The following is an 18,916-nucleotide window of genomic DNA, read 5'->3' on the forward strand; positions in this document are numbered from 1 at the left end:
TCGCCAACCGGTCCGTCCCGGCGCCCGGTTCACCGCGAATCAGTTCAACTACCCGTCCGACGCCGCCGACTCCGGCGACTCCTGGGACGCGGCGAGCAGTTCCCGCGACCAGGTCAGGCTGCCGTCCCGCAGCTCGCCGATCACCCCGTCGAGCCAGCGCCGTTCGGCGGTGAGGACGGCGAGCGCGTACTCGTCCTCGATCAGCGCGACCCGCGGCACTCCGGCCCCCACGGCCTCGTCCCGGCCCTCCTCCAGGGCTGCGCACTGGGCGGCGATCCGCTCCGCGCGCCGCTCCAGAACCGGCAGCGCCTCGTCCGGGACGAGTAGCACGATGTTCGACAACGCCGCCGGGAAGACGGGGAACTCCTCCTTCGGCACCGACAGCATCTGCTCCAGCCACTCGCGCGCCGCCGCCCGGCCGGCGTCGGTGACCTCGTAGACCGTCCGCTCGGGGTACTGCTGATCGCGCTCGGTCTGCCGGACGGCGATCAGTCCGCCGGCCAGCAGCCGCTCGATGGTGCGGTAAAGCCCGGCCCGCTGGCCGACGTTGACGACCCGCTCCTTGCCCCACTGCTTGATCAGCTGCTGGAGGCCGTACGGATGCAGCGGCCGGTAGTGCAGCAGCGCCAGCACGGTGAGGGCGAGGGGCGAACTCTTCACGGGGGCTGTCATGCCCGTCATCGTAGTCTTCACAGAAACTAGTTGCATTGAAACTAGATTCGCTGCAACTATGGAGCCCGCGACGACCGACGCGACATCCGCGCAACGATCACTGGGGGTCTCTTCTCATGGGCATCGACGTCATGGGCATCAACGACAGCCGCGGCACCGCCTCCGGCATCCGCACGGCACTGGTCATCGGCGGCGGAGTGGCCGGCCCGGTGACCGCGCTCGCCCTCCGCAGGGCGGGCATCGAGGCGACCGTCTTCGAGGCGTACCCCGCCGCGGCGGACGGCGTCGGCGCCTGGCTCGGCCTGGCACCCAACGGCCAGCAGGCACTGCGGACCATCGGTGCCGGCACCGCACTGGAGGCCATCGGCCGGCCGGTCCCCGCCATGGTGCTGGCGGACGGCGCCGGGAACCGCTTCGCCTCCTTCGACGGCTTCCCCGAACTGCCGGCCACCCTGACGATGACCCGCGCCGAGCTGTTCCGGGCGCTGACCGATCTGGCGACGGGCGAGGGCATCCGCATCGCGTACGGCAAGCGGCTGGTCACCGCCGAGGAGACGCCGGACGGCGTCACCGCCCACTTCGCCGACGGGACCAGCGCGACCGCGGACGTCCTGATCGGCGCCGACGGCATCCGCTCCGCCGTCCGCACCGTGATAGACCCCGATGCGCCCGACCCGGAGTACGGCGGCGTGCTGAGCTTCGGCGGCTACGCCACCCCCGACTGCGGCGTCGAGGCGGCGCCCGGCACCATGCACTTCGCCTTCGGCCGCGCCTTCATCGGCTACTGGCAGCACGAGGACGGGCGGCTGATCTGGTTCGCCGGGCTGCCCACCGATACCCCGCAGACCCCGGCCGAAGTGGCGCAGACGCCGGCCGCCGACTGGCTGGCCCAGCTGCGCGAGCTCTACGCGGACCACCTCCCGGGCAAGCGGCTGCTCCACCACACCGACTCCGACGGCCTCATGGCGGTCGGCCCGATGGAGCGCATGCCGTCGGTGCCGCACTGGCACCGCGGTCGGATGGTCCTGGTCGGCGACGCGGTGCACGCGCCGTCCTCCAGCTCCGGCCAGGGCGCCTCCCTGGCCATCGAGAGCGCCGTCGAACTGGCCCGCTGCCTGCGCGATCTGCCCACGCCCACCGAGGCGTTCGCCGCCTACGAGGCGCTGCGCCGCCCGCGCGTGGAGGCGATCGGGCTCGCTGCCGCCGCCACCAACAAGGTCAAGGCGGGCAAGGCCGAGGCCGCGCCGACGATCCCCGACGTGGCGGAGATGGTCCGCCCGCTCCACTTCCACCGCATCGACTGGGCGGAAACGGTCAGCGCCCCGGCGTGACCGTGCCGCGCCGGACCGCGGCCCCCGCCCGGCACCACCCTGCTGCCCCATAGCAAGGGCGCGGGCGGTGCGGGGCTCCCCGGCCGCTTTTCACGCCCCGCGGGCTCAGCCCTGCCGGGACCGGCCGGTACCCCCGCCGCCTCGCGACACGGCCTCCAGACAGGCCCGGACCGGCGGGCTCTCGCCGCGCGCCGGCCAGGCCGCCCGGATGTCGCGGCGCAACGCCGGCCGGGTGGACAGGAAGCGCACGCCGGGCGGAGCGGGGTGACGGGACATTGCCGGGGTGAGGCAGGCAGCCAAGTTGCGGGACACCAGGGCGAGTTGGGTGCTGTGCTCGGCGACGAGATAGCGGATGTCGGGCTCGATGCCGCGGGAGCGCAGGGTCTGCACGAGGGCTTCGTAGGGTTCGGTGCCGGGTGGGCAGCAGGCCCAGACGGTGTCCGCGAGGTCGGCCGGGTCGAGGGTGTCGCGGTCGCCGAGCGGGTGCCGCTCGGAGAGGGCGATATGGACCTCCTCGCTGACGAGCGTACGGACCCGTACGCCCTCCGGGACGGACAGCGGCCGGGCGGCCCAGCTCTCGACGAGCAGCAGGTCCAGCTCGCCGTTGAGCAGCCGCGGCAGCAGGTCGAACGCTTCGCCGTCGACGACCGTGGGGGTCAGGCGCGGGTGCGCCTCGGCGAGGGCGGCCAGCGCGTCGGGCAGCAGGTTGCGCACCGCGCTGCCGATGCCGCCGAGACGAAGCGGGCCCAGGACCTCGTCGCCCAGGTCGGCCAGGTCGGCCTGGGCCGCGGCGAGTTGGCACAGCAGGCGGTCGGCGTGGCCGGCCAGGACGCGGCCGGCGTGGGTGAGGCGGACGCTGCGGCCGTGCGGTTCCAGGAGTGGGTGGCCCGCCTCCCGTTCCAGTTTGGCCAGTTGCTGCGATACGCCGGAGGGCGTCATGCGCAGGGTACGGGCGGCCTGCGCGATGGAGCCGTGGGTGGCGACGGCGGCAAGGGCGCGGAGCCGCTCGATACTGAACACGTTACGGATGCTACCGAGAACCCTCCAGAAATCATCGCTTTTTGTTTTGTTTCCGGGCGGGCACAGTGGAGTTCATGAAGTGGGAGGACAGTCCTGCAGAGGGCAGCGCATTACTGATCATTTCAGAATGAGTTTGTGTTGGGGGCTTGGCAGTTGGGGTGAGAGACGGCAGTCTTCTGCGGGTGTCCGACGATCTTGTGCCTGATGACCTGTGGGAACGTGTCGCGCCGTTGCTTCCTCCTCGGCCTCCGCGGCGCCGTCGATATCCGGGCCGGCTGCCGGCGGATGATCGTGCTGCCCTGCGTGGGATTGTGTACGTGCTGTGCAAGGGCGTGAGCTGGGCGGATGTGCCTGCGGAGAGGGTCGGTTGCAGTGGGGTGACTGCTTGGCGGCGGCTTCGGGACTGGACCGAGGCCGGTGTCTGGCCTCGTCTTCACGAGGTCCTTCTGGCGGAGTTGCGGGTGGCCGGTTCGCTGGACATGGATGACGCGGCAGTGGACGGCTCGCACGTCAGGGCTCTCAAAGGGGGGCTCACACCGGACCTTCGCCGGTCGACCGCGCGCGTCCGGGCAGCAAGCACCATCTGATCACCGACCGGCACGGAACACCGTTGGCGGTCTCGTTGACCGGCGGAAACCGTCATGACGTCACCCAGCTGATGCCACTGCTGGACGCGATACCCCGCATTCGCGGAGTCCGGGGTCGTCCACGTCATCGGCCGGGCCGGCTCTTCGCCGACCGCGGCTACGACTACGACAAGTACCGCCGCCTTCTGCGGGCCCGCGGCATCACACCGAAGATCGCCCGCAAAGGCACACCTCACGGCTCCGGCCTGGGCAAGACCCGCTGGGTCGTCGAGCGCACCTTCGCCTGGCTCCACCAGTTCAAACGCCTGCGGATCCGCTACGAGATACGCGCCGACCTCCACCTCGGCCTGCTCCAACTCGCCTGCAGCCTCATCTGCTTGAGGAGACTCCGGACCTCATTCTGAAATGATCAGTTAGGGGACCGTGCGTTGGAGGACCGTGCGGTGGAGGACCGTGCGGTGGAGGACCGTGCGGTGGCGGAGGAGCCGACGGTCGCGCGGGCCGCGGAGGGGTCAGGGCGGCGCGGGCTCGGCAGGTTCGGTGGCCCGGCCGCTGCGGCCGTCGCGGGGTCCGTCTGCATCTCGGCCTCGGCGGTGTTCGTGAAGCTGTCGGGGACGAATGCCGGGACAGCGGCCTTTCTGCGCTGCGCACTTGCGCTGTTCGTGCTGGTCCCGCTCGCCTGGCGGGAGGTGCGGCGGGTCGGTGGGCGGACCGTGCGGTATCAGGTGCTGGACATCGGCGCGGGGGTGCTGCTCGGTGTCGACATGGTGTTCTGGGCGGCCGGCGTCCTCAATGTCGGCGCCGCGGTGGCCACGGCGCTGCTGAACATCCAGGTGGTGGTCTTCCCGCTGCTGGCCCGGTTGGTGTCGGGGACCCGTCTGCCGAGGCGGTTCGTGCTGATGGTGCCGCTGATGCTGGTGGGGGTGGCGCTGGCGAGCGGGGCGATCGGGCACCCCGAGCCGGGCAGCCATCCGGTCGCGGGCGCGGTGTACGGGACCGCGGCCGGGGTGGCGTACGCGGGCTATCTGTTCCTGATGCGGCTGGGTGGCGGGCGGGCGCACACCGCCACGCCGGTGTGCGTCGCGACCACGGCGGCGGCCGTGACGGCGGGGGTGCTGGGCGGGCTGTGGACCGGGGTCGAGCTGAATCCGGGCTGGCCGGCGTGGGGTTGGCTGATCACCCTCGCGTGCGTGGGCCAGGTGGTGGCATGGCTGCTGATCACGGCCGCACTGCCGCGGTTGGCGCCGAACGTGGGCGCCGCGCTGCTGCTGTCGCAACCGGTGATCGCGTTCGGGCTCGGCATCGTCATCGGGGAGCGTCCGACCGCGACCCAGGCGGCCGGCTGCGCCCTCGTGGTCGCGGCCGTGTGGCACACCGGCCGGACACCGCGGCCCCGGACGGCGGGCCAGCGAGCCGGTTGACGGACGGTCCGAACCGGCCGCCCCGCGCTCACCTCCTCCGCTCGCCACCCCGTGCTCGCCGTCCCGTGCCCGCCGTCCCGTGCTCGCCGTCCCGCTCGTCGCGCGCCGCGATACGGTCGCCGCATGGCCGAATCTCGCTTGACCACCCCCTCGTTCCTCGTGCTCGGCATCATCGACAAACTGGGCGAGGCCAGCCCGTACGACGTGAAGGTCGAGGCCGCGCGGACCGTGGCCCCGTTCTGGTCGATGCCGCACGCGCAGGTCTACGCGCAGTGCGACCGGCTCGTGGAAGCAGGTCTGCTCTCACAGGACCGGCAGGCCGGCGGGCGGAACCGGCGCCTGATGAAGCTGACCGCGGCGGGCCGGGCGGCCCTGGAGGAATGGCTCGCCGACCCGGCCTTCGTGCCGGTCGAGGCGCGCGAACGCGGCATCCTCAAACTGTGGTTCGGCGCCCGGCCGGAGGTGCACTCCCCGGTGCAGATCGCGGAGCACCGCCGCACCCTCGCGGACTACGAGCAACTCGCGGAGAACGTCGGCACGTTGCTGACCCGTGGTCAGCGCGAGGCGCTCGAATTCGGCATCCGCTATGAGCGGATGATGGTCGATTTCTGGCAGTGGGTGGAACAGCGCGGATCGTGATGCCGTCGCGCGACCGTTGACCACGGCGGCGGATCGCCCTTACCTTCGCGATAGTCCAGATAGGACCATTGACGTGGGCGCAACGAGCGAGGGGGCCGCCATGAACCGTCCGAGGAAGGTCACCTGGCGCCGCGTGGCCACCATCGCCCTGGTCGCCGTCTGCGTGGGCTACGCCCCGATCGCGATGACCGAACTCTGGCCCTACGCCCACCGGGGCGCCCCGGCGTTCGGCGAATGGCTCCTGGCCCGCGCGACCTCGCCCCGCTATGTCGCCGACGCCTTCGCCACCCGCGTCGGCCCGTACGGACGCAGCCTGATCGCGATGATCGTCCATACCGTCCTCGGCGGTGCGCTGATGCTGCTCGGGCCGGTCCAACTCCTGACGGCGGTACGGCGACGCATCCGGCTGCACCGCACCGTAGGGGTGGTGTTCGCGCTGACCGTCTACGCCTCGATGGCGGGCGCCGCCGTCTACCTCGTACGGACCGCGCCCGGCGACGCCTTCAGCGGGCCGGCGTTCTGGATCGTGCTCGCCACGATCCTGGTCGGTACCGTCATGAGCGTCACCTACGGCATCGTCGCCGCGATCGCCAAGTTCCCCGACCTGCACCAGCGGTGGATGCTGCTCTGCTACGGCTACCTGATGACCGCCCCGCTGCTGCGACTTGAGTGGGGCGCCCTCCCGGCACTCTTCCCCGGCCTCTCCCTGGAGGACGTCAACCGGATCGCCATCATGCACCTCGGCTCGATCGTCGTGTTCGGTGCGCTGCTCGGCTCCCGCGCGATGGACAAGCGGACGACGGTTCCCGGAGTGACCGGGACCTGGGTGCCGGCGCCGGTACTCGCCGCGGCACATCTCGCCGGCGCCCTCGCCCTGGCCTGGATCGCAAAGTCCTTCCTGGAGTGGGGAGTTGCCGGGCAGCGGATGCTGCTCGGGTATCTGCTCCCGTACGCCGTGACCTACGCCGTGCTGGCCGTCCGCGCCCGGCGCGCGGGCCGGGCGAGCCACGGCTGGGCGCGCGAGGAGTGGCGCCTGCATCTGGCCGCACTGTGCCTGGCCCCGGCCCTCTCGGCCACCGCCGGCCTGCTGTTCGAACGCTACGCCGGACTCGACCGGCAGACGGCACTGTCCGCGGGAGTGGCCATCGGCTGCGGGATGCTGGCGTTCGCCGCGACCACGGTGGTCAGCCTGCGCGTGATGTACGGGCGTGCAGTGGTCAAGCGGGAGCGTTCGGCCGCGGCGCGCCCTCCACGGCAGGAACCGTCCCCGGTCGGCTAGCGCGTGCAGGGCGTCGGTAGGCAGGCGGGAGTTTGCCGACAGGGCCTGGCGACGACGTGCCCCCGCCCGGTCCCCTCCCCCGGTCCCCTCCGCGTCCGGCTCCGTCAGTCGGCGGTCTCCCCGCTCCGGGGGCCGGTGTGCGCGTCCGCCACCTCGCTCCCCGCCATCACACCGCCGGTGGCAGCGGACGCAGGGAGAGGGCGCCGTAGACGGACCAGACGACCGAGACCAGCGGCACCGCCACGACCGCCCCGAGCACACCGGCGGTGACGCCCCCGCAGACGACCGCGAGGGCCACCACGACCGGATGCAGGCGCACCGCCCGGCTCATCACCAACGGGTGCAGCACATGCCCTTCGAGCTGTCCGATGACCACGATCAGCAGGACGACGAGCATCGCCACCAGCGGGCCCCGCGAGGCCAGCGCCACCACCGCGGCCACCGCCAGCGCCACCGGCGAACCGACCAGCGGGATGAACGCGGCGAAGAACTCCAGTACCGCCAGGGGCAGGACGAGAGGAACCCGCAGGACGAAGAGGGCCAGTCCCACGAGGACGGCATTGGTCGCGGCGATGATCACGATGCCGCGGGTGTACCCGGTGAACGTCGTCCACGCCGTGCGCCCCGCCGTCCGTACGGCGTGCCGCCGGCGCTCCGGCAGCCGGCCGCCGAACCACTGCCACATGCGCGTGCCCGAGTGCAGAAAGAAGATCGAGCAGAACAGCGCCAGCGCACCCACCGTCAGGACCTCGGCCAGCCGGCCCACCCCGCTCACCGCGGTGCCGATCAGGTTGGCGCGGTTGCTCGCCACGAATCGGGAGACCCACGACTGGAGGTGCGAGAGGGCTCCCGGCCGCAGGTGGAACGGCGGGCCCTGGAGCCACCGCTCGATCCTGGTCAGCCCCCCGGAGAAGACCTCGCGCAGCCCCGGCCACTCGACGGCGACGTTCGCACCGATCAGGCTCAGTACGCCGAAGAGGAGCACGACGGAGAGCAGCAGACCGGTGGTGACCGCCGCCGCACGCGGCATCCAGCGGGTCAGCGCGTTGGTCAGCGGCTCCAGCAGGGCGGTCAGCACCAGCGCCAGAAAGACCGCCAGCGTCACCAGATGGAACCGCCCCAGCGTCACGAAGACGACATAGACGGCCGCGCCCACGACCAGGAGCCGCCATGCGTAGGCGGCGGCGACGCGCAGCGCCGCGGGGACGCCGGCAGCCTCCGTGCTGCGCCGGACCGTCCTGCCGCCCGGCGGGCGCGCTCCGCGTACGCCCCGGCCCCGCGCCCGGTCCCCGCGCCAGGTGCCCGGCCCGCGCCGCGGGGCAGCGGTACCGTGATCGCCGGACCGGGGTTCCCGCTGCCGGCGGGATCGGTTCCGCATACGGGCCGTCACCTCCTCCCGCCCGCCCCGAAGGGACGCCGCCCCGGAGACAGGCTCCCGCCTCTGCGCCTACCCAAGGTCTGATATCACCGCGGACGGGCGGCCGAACGCGAGCGGCCGGGTATTCGCCCGAAGGCACCCCGGGCAGGGGCCCGGGTGACGGGCAGCCTTCCTGGGAACCGTGTCCTCCCGGCACTCCTGGACAGCGCCTCCACGAACCGGCCCGCATACCACGCGATACGGCGAGAATGCCGTGGAATCCCCGGTAGGGTGCGGCCCTGAGGGGAACTCACCTACCGGTCCCCGATCCCCGGTGCCGTAAGGGATGAGGCGGATTCATGGCTCAGTCACCGACGCTGCCCGCGCTGGACGTCTGGCTGCTGGTACGTACACATCCGTACGGGGCGGTCGGCTCCACGGCATCTCTGGCGGACGCGCTGAGGACGACGTACGGCTCCCGGTTCGCGGTCTGGCACACCAGCGAGCTCCTCCTCGGCGTCCAGGAGGGGCGGCTGTTCCTGCGCACCCTGGGCGGGCAGGAGGTGCCGGCCCCCAAGGTCGTCTGTGTGCGCCAGACGCCCTGCACGATGCAGCACGACCGCGAGGTGACCCTCCTGCGGCACCTGGAGCGCATGGGAGCCACCCTCATCAACCCCCTCGAAGCGCACCTCACCTGCCGGAACAAGGTCTGGCAGCTACAGGAGCTGGCCCTGGCCGGCCTGCCCGTACCCGACTCCCTCTCGTACACCACCAGCCCCCTGGACGGCGTGGTGCGGACCCCTGGTCTCGACGCGCCCTGCGTGGTCAAGTCCGTCAACGGCTACGGCGGTAAGCAGGTGTTCCTCGCCCCCGACCTGGCCCTGTTGTGCGACGTGGCGGGCAGCCTCGCCGACCAGGTGCCCGTCGTCCTCCAGCAGTACGTGGCCCCCTCGCACGGGCGCGACCTGCGGGTGGTCGTCGTCGACGGGGCACCCGTCGCCGCCGAGCTGCGCACCGCCCGCGGCGACGCACTCGTCTCGAACCTCCACCGCGGCGGCTCGGCCACCCTCTGCCAGGGCAGCTACCCGGAGGCCGAGGCCCTGGCCGTCCGGGCCGCGCAATCCCTGGGCCTCACCATCGCCGGTGTGGACCTGCTCTTCTCCGCCACCGGCGAGCACACCGTCTGCGAGGTCAACGCGGTCCCCGGCTGGCGCCCCGGAATGACAGCGGTGATCCCGGCCATCATCGACTGCATCGACCGCCACCTCGACGCCTACCGCCTCGCGGACAGCACCAAGGCACCCGCGATGCAACGGAGTTCGCCCACCCTGCGCCCATGACCGCGACGGCCGCCCCGCCGTACGGCCCTCCCCGCCTCCCCGCCTCCCGGCCTCTCCCCCGCACCGCCTGCGGCCACCTGCCACCCTGCCCGCCCCCACCGGTCACCGCACCTGTCACTCCACCGCAGGAACTTCCCGTAAATGAAGCGGTCGTACGCGGGGATGCGGCGGCGGCTTGTCTAGCATCACGACGTCTCCCGGGAATGGGTCCGGGCGCCTTGCCACCAGCGGGATGTGTGAGTCAGGAGGCCGTATGAGTGCGGAAGCAGGCTGGGGCTGGGCGCGGGCCATCCAGCCGGCCGGGGGAACCGGGCAGCACGCCGGTCCTCACGAGACGTTCGCCCACCCGCTCAAGGCCCGGGTCGTCGACAGCCAGAAGCACGCACCTGTGGCCGACGCCGCGGTGACGTTCTGCTGGGATTCCATGAGCCAGCAGGCCCTCTTCGAAGGCGGTGCGGCCACCGCACACGTCCGCACCGACGCCGAGGGCTACGCACAGAGCCCCCAGCTCGTGGCGGGCGACGCGGCCGGCACCGCCGTCTTCACCGTCACCACCGAGGGCGCGGCCCCGGAGCGCTTCGAGATCACGGTCGACCACTGAGCCGCGGCGAGCGCCGCGCGGCGCTCGCCAACCGCGCGGGGGACTCCCTTCCCCTCCCCCCGCGCGAAACCGGCCCCGATGTGGCCGGGTAGGTACTTGTGTCGTGAACATCGGCACCATTGGCTGAGCTGATGCGCCGTCATCGGCGCTGGCACGAACGGTGGGACCGGGGGAAGCGAAACGTGGCGATCGAACTGCCCGACGGGCTGGTCCGGGTGATGGACCCGCTCGGAATGAACCGGCCGCAGGTGAACGAGAACGAGGTCCGCGAATTCACCGGTCACGTCGAGGAGTTCGCCGCCAACCTCGAAAAGTCCCACGCGTCGGCGAACTCATCCAGCAGGCGACCGAGCCGCTCGCGGCGGACCAGGTCCCCACGGACATCACCGGCCACAACCGCGAGACCCTCTGCCGCATCGGCCTCCCCCGCTCACCGCTCCCCGGCCTGCCCCTGGACCAGGACCTGGTGGAGCACCGCCTGCGCGCCGCCGACCCGCTCGCCTTCGCCGAACACGGTTCGGAACACTGGTCCGAGGCCCTGAGCGACCTCGCCTCGGGCAGGTGAGCTGGCGCCGCCCAGGTCACGGAACCCGCAACCCGCAGCACCAAGCCCCGCCCCACAGCAAAGGACCGGCAACATGAAGATCACGGTGGATGACCTCTCCGGACCGGAAATCGCCGGATTCCTCAACGAGCACGTTCAGCAGATGCGGGCCATCACACCCCTGGAGAGCAAGCACGCGCTCGATCTCGACGAACTCCGCAGGCCCGAGGTGACGTTCTGGTCGGCCCGGGAGGACGGAACCCTGGTCGGCTGCGGTGCGATCAAGCGGCTGGACGCGGACCACGCCGAGCTGAAATCGATGCGCACCACCCCGCAGCGCACGCGGAGCGGAATCGCCTCACGACTCCTGGAGCACATCCTCACCGAGGCGGGCCGCAGGGGATTCACACGACTGAGCCTGGAGACCGGCTCGGCCGAATTCTTCCTCCCCGCACGGAAGTTGTACGAGAAGTTCGGCTTCGAGCGCTGCGCACCGTTCGCGGACTACCGGCCCGACCCGAACAGTACGTTCATGACGAAGTTGCTGTGAGAGGCAGCAGCGCAATGGAAAGAAAGAAGAGAGGCACGCCCCTGCCCCGCCCGGCGGCTGGGCGGGCCGGGCAAGGACAGCCGGCAAGGGGAGGGATCAGCGGTTCGAACCACTGTTGTCGAGCGCGGGGTTGAGGGCGACGACAACGGAGACGGCACGTTCGGTCATGAATCCTCCGGTGGATGAGGCGAGTCGAGGGGCCCCTGGACGGTATTGACCAGCCGGTACCCCGGGAAACGCCCGCCACTCGAACGTGCCCCTAAACCCATTCCTTGGGTGACAGGAACCGCACGACTTCCCCACCAGGGCCCACCGGAGAGGCGCGACTGCCGGCCAGGCCGCGACCGGCCCATCCGGCCAGGGCGACCGCCGCTACCCCAGCGCCCGATCGACCTCACCGTCCCACGGAACCGGCGCCCCGGCCGAAGAAGTCCCGGCACGCTTCGAGAGCGTGCATCTCCACCGGGACCGTACGGTGCGCCTCCCAGTCCGCGCGGTCGAGCCGCAGCCGTTGCACGGTGCACGCCATCCCTCGCACGGACGCCGTGGTGAGCCCGTCGGGTCGGTAGCCGAGTTTCCGCGACACCCGGAGAGAAGCGGTGTTGTCGGTCATCGCGCCGGACGTCACGGAGTGCGCGCCTAGCCCTTCGAAAGCCAGATGCAGCACGGCGGCCCGCATCTCCGTGCCGATTCCACGCCCTTGGTACGCGAGCCCGAGCCACGAACCCGTCTGGGCCTCCCGCGTCACGGCGAAATCGACCGCGGACAGGTCCTGCCGCCCCACCACCCTGCCCTCGCACATCACGGCCAGACTGAGCGTCCAGTCCTCCGTACGCCAGTGGGCGACGGTGCCGAGGACATGCTGAAACGTCGCCCGCCCACGCTCCTCGGGATCGGCGTCGGTCCAGGGCACCGTGAAGGGCATCCGTGCCTCGTCATGCACGCCCTTCGCCGCCACCGCGGCCAGCTCATCCAGCTGACTCAAGTCGGGCAGCCGCAGCTCAAGGCGCGGCGTCGTCACCCGGAGCCGGTACAGGGGCCATGCGCAAGGTTCCATGACGAGAGGCTGCCAAGACCGTACGGAGCCGTCCAACGCATTTCGCCGGTCCGGGCTCGGTGCGCGCCACCTCGGCCCTGACGTCGGGCGTGGCCTCGGCCCGGCGGATGAGAGCGCGGGCGGGGGCCGATACCGACGCCGATACCGACGCCGACGCCGACGCGGATGCGGATGCGGATGCGGATGCGGATGTACGCGGAACACCCCGCCCAACTGACGTCATATTCCCGGCTGTTGGCTGGCAGGCACCGGCTCACGGACATTTCTGACAGTGGTTGTGTAAGTGCTGTTACGCTGCCGCTCATGACCGAGGATCCCGCGCTCAGCCCGGACGTCACCCAGGACACCACCCCCGACCCCACCCACCAGAGCCGGTGGCGTCCGCTCCGGCTGCTCCAGGCGTCGATGGACGCGGACATCGCACGGATCTACGCGGAGCGGCGGATCGAGGGGCTGAAGCCGAACCACGTGAGGGAGTTGCTCCGGCTGCACGCCCGTGGGCCGATGACGATCACGGAGCTGGCCGAGTCGGTCGGCCACTCGCACTCGGCGCTCAGCCAGAAGGTGGCCGCGATGCGCGCCGCCGGATGGGTGCGGACCGTGCCGGGCGAGGACGCGCGGACGAAGAAGGTGACGCTCACGGAGCGGGCCGGCGCGGTGGTCGGCCGGCTGGCGGCGGAGTGGCGGGCCACCGAAGCCGCCCTCGCCGAACTGGAGGCGGAGATTCCCTATCCGCTCACCCAGGTCGTCATCGACATCGAACGGGCGCTGGAGCGCAGGAGCTTCCACGACCGGATCGCCGCGAAGCTGGCCGAGGACCCGGCGTGGGAGTGAGGCGCGCGAAGGGGAGGGAGGGCGGCGCGGGCACCCGGGGCTTGCTGCTGGACGTGGCGCCGCTGCGGTCGTCACCGGCCTTCCGGCGGCTGTGGATCGGTGGGGCGCTGTCCGGGCTCGGCAGCCAGATGACGCTGGTCGCCGTGATGTTCCAGGTCTGGCAGACGACGCACAGCACCACTTGGACCGGTGCGGTCGCGCTCGCCCGGGCCGTTCCGCTGATCACGCTCGGGCTGTTCGCCGGGGCGCTCGTCGACCGGGTGGACCGGCGGACGTGCTATCTGTGGACGACCCTGGGGCAGGCCGGGTGTTCGCTGCTGCTCGCCCTGCAGAGCGTCCTCGGCGGTCTGCCGGCCGCGGGTGTCCTGCTGCTGGTGGCGGTGCAGTCCTGCTTCGTCGCGGGCAGCGGACCGGCGTCCCGCACCTTCGTTTCGCGCCTGCTGCCGAAGCGGCAACTGGCCGCCGGGCTGGCGCTGAAGCGGGTCTCGTTCCAGGGCGCGATGCTGCTGGGGCCGGCGCTGGGCGGGCTGGTCCTGGGCTGGCTCGGTATCGGCGCCTGTTATCTGGTCGATGCGCTGACCTTCGCCGCGGGGCTCTACGGGGCGTTCGGTCTGCCGCCACTGCCACCGGGGGACGAGCCGGCGCGGCCGGGGCTGCGCGGCGTACTGGACGGTCTGGCCTTCCTGGTGCGCACCCCCGTCATCCGCGGGGCACTGCTCACGGACCTGGCCGCCACCGTGCTGTCGATGCCGGTCAGCCTGTTCCCGCTGCTCAACGCCGAGCGGTTCGGGGGCGATCCGCGGGCGCTCGGACTGTTTCTCACCGCGTTGGCCGCCGGCGGCGTGGTCGCGTCGGTCCTCTCCGGGAGCTTCACGCGGCTGTCCCGCCCCGGCCTGGTCATGCTCGGCGGATCGGCCGCCTGGGGCGGGGCGTTGGCGCTGTTCGGGCTGTCGGCCCACGCGTGGTGCGGGCTGGCCTGCCTGGTTCTGGCGGGTGCCGCGGACACCGTGTCCGTGGTGTCCCGGAGCACGCTTGTCCAGACGCACACCCCGGGCGAACTGCTCGGCCGGGTCGGCGCCGCCGAGCAGATCGTCGGGCAGGGCGGGCCGGACCTCGGCAATCTGCGCGGCGGTCTCGTGGCGGACGCGACGTCGGGTGTGACGGCGCTGGTCAGCGGCGGCCTGCTGTGCGTCGGTGCGGTCGTGCTGGTGGGCCTCGGCACGCCGGGTCTGCGCGGGCCCGTGACGGCTGCCGCGCCCGCCGCCGCGCAAACGGCGCCGACCGGCCCGTAGTGCGGTACGGCGCGGGGCGGTGGCACGGAAAGCGCGAGGGCGCCCCCGTCATCTCGTGGGGCGGGCGGCATACTTGCCGGTCGGCGCGACGTGATCCATTCGCATGTGAGGAGCAGTCATGTCCGACCAGCCCACCGCCGAGAAGACGACCTTCCGGACGGTCTTCGAGGTGGGCCCCGCCGCGCTGGAGCCGGCGCAGCGCATTGCCGACGCCTTCCAGCACGCGATCGCCCCGGCGACCGTGAACTTCGACTTCGGGGAGATCAGCCGGGCGGCGAGCGCCATCCCCGGCGGCTCGACCGTCAGGATCGTCCGCGGCTGGGGTCTCCAGGAGACGGCTCCCGTGGGCGTCATGGTGCTCTCGCTCCGGGAGGCCGTCCGCCAGGCGCTCACCCATCCCTTCGGCAACCCCGTCTTCTGGGACAGGGTCGAGGCCGCGCTCGCCGACGCCTTCCTCGGCCTCGACACGCAGGAGGGCACGCACCTCTCCTTCCACGGAGACTCCGCGGACAGCACGAGCTACTACTACAACGTGCTGTTCGCCCTCCAGGACGAGGAGACCGAGGGGTACGTCCACGCCGTCGCCTGCTGCGTCGACGTGACCCTGGCGCTGACCGCGGACGAGGTGGGCAAGCTGGCCCTCGACGACGTCGTGCGGTGCGGTATCCGGCTCAACGCGATCGCCGTCCGGCAGGGGCTTCCCGGCGCGGCGTGATGCCCTGGCGGTGGCCCCGGCCGGGTGCGCGGCCGGGGTCGGGCGCCCGGTGCCGGGTGCGGGCCGATACCGCCGGGGCCTGTCCGACGGGTCAGTGCCGCGCCCGCCCGTCGATCGGTGCCGCGCCCAGCGATCGAGCAGCAGGATCGTGACGTCGCCGTTCGGCGTCGAGCGCTTCGCCGGCTCTCCGTGATCGAGTGGATCGGGCTGCGGAGTGCCCCGGCGGCGAGATCGTCGGCGGCGGCCCGGCGCGCCGTCCGGGGCCGTCATACGGGGGTGGCGTCCCCGGGTTCTGCGCTCCCCCGTCCCCCGGGTGCGGACAGCCCTCCTGGCGCGGATCCTGAACAGAGGAGTCGAGGAGTCGCAGCCGACGACCGCACAGGGGAGCACTGCACAGGAACAAGCGCTACGAACCCGACCAGACAGCATGTCGCGGCACGGTCGTGACAGCGGAACGGACGCACATGAGCAACGGATTCATGGGTCCGGAGGGTATTGGCCCGGACTCGTTCGGTGACTTTCTCGCCAGGTTCTTCGGGCGCAGCGCACAGTCGCCCGGCGAGGGGGGAGCACCCATGCCCAAGCAGGCGGACATCGCCCGGCTGATGAGCGGCTCCGCCCGGGATCTGGTGACCACCGCCGCCGCGTACGCCGCCGAACACGGCAGTCCCGAGCTCGGTACCGAGCATCTGCTGCGGGCGGCCCTCAGCGCCGAGCCGACCCGGAGCCTGATGCGGCAGCAGGGTGCGGATCCGGATGCGCTGGCGGCGGAGATCGACCGCAATGCGGGCTCCGGGCCGCTCCAGAAGAGCGTCGCGGTGACACCGGCGGTGAAGCGGGCGCTACTGGGGGCGCACGAGCTGGCGCGCGGTACGGGGGCCTCGTACATCGGTCCGGAGCATGTGCTGGAGGCGCTGGCCGGGAACCCGGATTCGGCGGCCGGGCGGATTCTGAACCTCGCGCACTTCGACGCACAGGCGTCGGCCGCCTCGCACGGCAGTGCCGGCGGGCATCCGCCCGCGGGGCAGGGCGCCGAGCACGGGGCCGTACCGCATCACGACACACCCACGCTGGACAAGTACAGCCGCGATCTGACCGATCTCGCGCGGGCCGGCCGGATCGATCCGGTGATCGGCCGCGAGGAGGAGATCGAGCAGACCATCGAGGTGCTGTCGCGGCGGGGCAAGAACAACCCGGTGCTGGTCGGTGACGCGGGGGTCGGCAAGACCGCGATCGTGGAGGGGCTGGCGCAGCGGCTGGCGGACGGGGAGGTGCCCGACACGCTGGCCGGGCGGCGGATCGTGGCGCTGGACCTGGCCGCGGTGGTCGCCGGTACGCGGTACCGCGGTGACTTCGAGGAGCGGATGAACAACATCATCGAGGAGGTCCGCGCGCACACCGACTCGCTGATCGTCTTCATCGACGAGCTGCACACGGTCGTGGGCGCGGGCGGCGGCACGGGGGAGGGCGGTGCGCTGGAGGCCAGCAACATGCTCAAACCCGCCCTGGCGCGCGGCGAGTTGCATGTCATCGGGGCCAGCACGCTGGAGGAGTACCGGCGGCACATCGAGAAGGACGCCGCGCTCGCCCGCCGCTTCCAGCCCATCCTCGTGCCCGAGCCGACCATCGCCGACACGGTGGAGATCCTGCGCGGGTTGCAGGACCGCTACGAGGCCCACCATCAGGTGCGCTACACGAACGAGGCGGTACTGGCGGCCGTGGAGCTCTCCGACCGCTATATCGCCGACCGGTTCCTGCCGGACAAGGCCATCGATCTGATCGACCAGGCGGGCGCCCGGGTACGGCTGCGCTCGGCCGCCAAGACCCCCAGCGTGCGTGACATGGAACGCGAGGCGGAGCAGCTGCTCCGGGACAAGGACCAGGCGGTCGCCTCCGAGCAGTACGAGCGGGCGACCGAGCTGCGCGACCGGATCGCCGAGCTGAAGCGGCGGATCGAGGAGATCCAGGCGAACCAGGGGGCGCGGCCGGCGGTCGGGGACGGCCGGATCGTGGAGGTGACCTCCGAGGACATAGCGGAGGTCGTGTCCCGGCAGACCGGCGTGCCGGTGAGCAGCCTGACGGAGGAGGAGAAGGACCGGCTGCTCGGGTTGCAGGGCCGGCTCCAGGGGCGGGTGATCGGGCAGGAGGACGCGGTGACGGCGGTCTCGGAGGCGGTGCTGCGCTCGCGCGCCGGGCTCGCCGATCCGAACCGGCCGATCGGCAGCTTCCTCTTCCTCGGTCCCACCGGTGTGGGCAAGACGGAACTCGCCCGGGCGCTGGCCGATGCGCTGTTCGGCAGTGAGGACCGGATGGTGCGGCTCGACATGAGCGAGTATCAGGAGCGGCACACGGTCAGCCGGCTGATCGGCGCCCCGCCCGGGTACGTCGGCCACGAGGACGCGGGGCAGCTGACCGAGGCGGTGCGTCATCACCCGTACTCGCTGCTGCTGCTCGACGAGGTCGAGAAGGCCCATCCGGACGTCTTCAACATGCTCCTTCAGGTGCTGGACGACGGTCATCTGACGGACTCTCAGGGACGGACGGTGGACTTCAAGAACACCGTGATCGTGATGACCAGCAACCTCGGCTCGGAGGCGCTCAGCGGCGGTCGCGGGGTGCTCGGTTTCGGTACCGCCGAGGCGGGGGCCGGCGACGGGGCGCGGGAGCGGGCGCTGGCCACCCTGCGCGGGCACTTCCGGCCCGAATTCCTCAACCGGCTCGACGAGATCATCGTGTTCCGGCAGCTCACCGACGAGCAGCTGCACCAGATCACCGGTCTGCTGCTGGAGGGCACCGACCGCCGGCTGCACGCCCAGGGCATCTCCGTCGACGTCACCCCGGACGCGGTGGACTGGCTCACCCGCCGCGGCCACCAGCCCGAATACGGCGCCCGGCCGCTGCGCCGCACCATCCAGCGCGAGGTCGACAACCGGCTGTCGCGGCTGCTGCTCGACGGCGCGCTGTCGGCCGGGGACCAGGTGCGGGTGGACGTCCAGGACGACGAGCTGGCGTTCCACGTGACCGAGCAGGCGACGAACCCGGCGGCGACGAACTGAGCCGGGGGACGACCACGGGAGGCGGGTGCGCGAGCGTGCGGGGAGACGGCGAGGAGAGGTGAAGCAGGGCGCACCGGCCGGTCCGGGACCACACGGTCGTCACGAGACGCCGGAGGAGCGTGCCGACCGGCGGTGGAGCGAACTCCTGCAAGAGGTACGGGTCATCCAGACCGGCGTGCAGATCCTCTTCGGCTTCCTGCTGACCGTCGTGTTCACCCCGCGCTTCGCCGTCCTCGACCAGGCGGACCGCATCATCTACGTCGTGACCGTGCTGCTGGGCGCGGCCACCACCGGTGCGCTGGTGGGGACGGTGACCTTCCACCGGCTGGGGGCCCGGGACCGGCTCAAGCCGCAGACGGTGTTCTGGGCCTCGCGGCTGGCGCTGGTCGGTGTCGTACTGCTGCTGGCCACGGTCGCCTCGGCGCTGCTGCTGATTCTGCGGATCGCACTGAACGGCAGTGCCGCGCCCTGGGTCGTGGCGGGGCTGGTCGCGTGGTTCGTCCTGTGCTGGTTCGCACTGCCTGCCTGGGTCCTGCACCGCTACTCGTCGCGGCAGTGAGCTGCCGCTGCGGGCGAGCCGGGCCGGTGCGACGATGGAGTGAAGTGCCGGCGGGGGCCCCG

The 18,916-nt window shown here is 71.9% G+C and carries 17 protein-coding genes; 13 read left to right on the forward strand and 4 right to left on the reverse strand.

Going from position 1 to position 18,916, the window contains the following annotated elements; translation table 11 throughout:
- Window positions 1-48: 48 nt before the first annotated feature.
- Window positions 49-672, reverse strand: a complete 624-nt coding sequence (locus RZ84_RS04095; protein WP_043263122.1) for a PadR family transcriptional regulator — start codon at window positions 670-672, stop codon at window positions 49-51.
- 116 nt (window positions 673-788) lie between these two features.
- Here RZ84_RS04095 and RZ84_RS04100 point away from each other — a divergent pair, with 116 nt between their 5' ends.
- Complete coding sequence (locus RZ84_RS04100) at window positions 789-2,003, forward strand: FAD-dependent oxidoreductase (protein WP_241777564.1); 1,215 nt, start codon at window positions 789-791, stop codon at window positions 2,001-2,003.
- A 105-nt stretch (window positions 2,004-2,108) separates the two neighbouring features.
- Here RZ84_RS04100 and RZ84_RS04105 read toward each other — a convergent pair whose 3' ends face one another.
- The gene (locus RZ84_RS04105) at window positions 2,109-3,023 is read right to left on the reverse strand and encodes a LysR family transcriptional regulator (RefSeq protein ID WP_043263123.1); all 915 of its coding nucleotides are present in this window, start codon (window positions 3,021-3,023) and stop codon (window positions 2,109-2,111) included.
- A 182-nt stretch (window positions 3,024-3,205) separates the two neighbouring features.
- On the opposite strand from RZ84_RS04105, the gene RZ84_RS36080 reads away from it, so the two are divergent.
- From RZ84_RS36080 to RZ84_RS04125, 4 genes are all read left to right on the forward strand, one after another.
- Window positions 3,206-4,014, forward strand: a protein-coding gene (locus RZ84_RS36080) for an IS5 family transposase (protein WP_198539934.1) whose coding sequence is annotated in 2 segments (ribosomal slippage) — window positions 3,206-3,545 and window positions 3,545-4,014 — 810 coding nt in all. Because the reading frame shifts where the segments join, the coding sequence is not laid out codon by codon here.
- 39 nt (window positions 4,015-4,053) lie between these two features.
- Entirely contained in the window at window positions 4,054-5,031 is a 978-nt protein-coding gene (locus RZ84_RS04115; protein WP_241777565.1) for a DMT family transporter, read from the forward strand.
- Between the two features lie 123 nt (window positions 5,032-5,154).
- Window positions 5,155-5,670, forward strand: a complete 516-nt coding sequence (locus tag RZ84_RS04120; protein ID WP_043263124.1) for a helix-turn-helix transcriptional regulator — start codon at window positions 5,155-5,157, stop codon at window positions 5,668-5,670.
- Between the two features lie 100 nt (window positions 5,671-5,770).
- Entirely contained in the window at window positions 5,771-6,949 is a 1,179-nt protein-coding gene (locus RZ84_RS04125; RefSeq protein ID WP_043263125.1) for a DUF2306 domain-containing protein, read from the forward strand.
- 166 nt (window positions 6,950-7,115) lie between these two features.
- On the opposite strand, the gene RZ84_RS04130 is transcribed toward RZ84_RS04125, so the two are convergent.
- On the reverse strand, window positions 7,116-8,327 hold the full coding sequence (locus RZ84_RS04130; RefSeq protein WP_078893562.1) for an AI-2E family transporter: 1,212 nt from the start codon (window positions 8,325-8,327) through the stop codon (window positions 7,116-7,118).
- Window positions 8,328-8,665: 338 nt separating this feature from the next.
- On the opposite strand from RZ84_RS04130, the gene RZ84_RS04135 reads away from it, so the two are divergent.
- From RZ84_RS04135 to RZ84_RS04145, 3 genes are all read left to right on the forward strand, one after another.
- A complete protein-coding gene (locus tag RZ84_RS04135) occupies window positions 8,666-9,646 on the forward strand; it encodes an ATP-grasp domain-containing protein (RefSeq protein WP_063772660.1) in 981 nt (326 codons plus the stop codon).
- Window positions 9,647-9,899: 253 nt separating this feature from the next.
- Window positions 9,900-10,247, forward strand: coding sequence for an Ig-like domain-containing protein (locus RZ84_RS04140; protein WP_043263126.1), 348 nt, complete (start codon window positions 9,900-9,902; stop codon window positions 10,245-10,247).
- Window positions 10,248-10,885: 638 nt separating this feature from the next.
- Window positions 10,886-11,341: a GNAT family N-acetyltransferase gene (locus RZ84_RS04145; protein WP_043263127.1), complete on the forward strand. Its 456-nt coding sequence runs from the start codon at window positions 10,886-10,888 to the stop codon at window positions 11,339-11,341.
- 394 nt (window positions 11,342-11,735) lie between these two features.
- Here the strand turns inward: RZ84_RS04145 and RZ84_RS04150 are convergent, their stop codons facing one another.
- Entirely contained in the window at window positions 11,736-12,398 is a 663-nt protein-coding gene (locus tag RZ84_RS04150; protein ID WP_078893563.1) for a GNAT family N-acetyltransferase, read from the reverse strand.
- 405 nt (window positions 12,399-12,803) lie between these two features.
- On the opposite strand from RZ84_RS04150, the gene RZ84_RS04155 reads away from it, so the two are divergent.
- From RZ84_RS04155 to RZ84_RS04175, 5 genes are all read left to right on the forward strand, one after another.
- Complete coding sequence (locus RZ84_RS04155; protein ID WP_107068229.1) at window positions 12,804-13,232, forward strand: MarR family transcriptional regulator; 429 nt, start codon at window positions 12,804-12,806, stop codon at window positions 13,230-13,232.
- Window positions 13,223-14,524, forward strand: a complete 1,302-nt coding sequence (locus RZ84_RS04160; protein WP_241777566.1) for an MFS transporter — start codon at window positions 13,223-13,225, stop codon at window positions 14,522-14,524. Before RZ84_RS04155 ends, RZ84_RS04160 begins: the two co-directional genes overlap by 10 nt.
- Window positions 14,525-14,642: 118 nt before the next feature.
- Window positions 14,643-15,239 (forward strand): type-2Aa cytolytic delta-endotoxin, encoded by a 597-nt coding sequence (locus RZ84_RS04165; RefSeq protein ID WP_043263130.1) that lies wholly within the window; start codon window positions 14,643-14,645, stop codon window positions 15,237-15,239.
- Window positions 15,240-15,703: 464 nt separating this feature from the next.
- Window positions 15,704-18,295 (forward strand): ATP-dependent Clp protease ATP-binding subunit, encoded by a 2,592-nt coding sequence (locus RZ84_RS04170; protein WP_043263131.1) that lies wholly within the window; start codon window positions 15,704-15,706, stop codon window positions 18,293-18,295.
- Between the two features lie 58 nt (window positions 18,296-18,353).
- Window positions 18,354-18,854 (forward strand): DUF6328 family protein, encoded by a 501-nt coding sequence (locus tag RZ84_RS04175; protein WP_043263132.1) that lies wholly within the window; start codon window positions 18,354-18,356, stop codon window positions 18,852-18,854.
- Window positions 18,855-18,916: the final 62 nt, after the last annotated feature.

Source organism: Streptomyces sp. CT34 (genome assembly GCF_000805335.1).
Classification (GTDB): Bacteria; Actinomycetota; Actinomycetes; order Streptomycetales; family Streptomycetaceae; genus Streptomyces.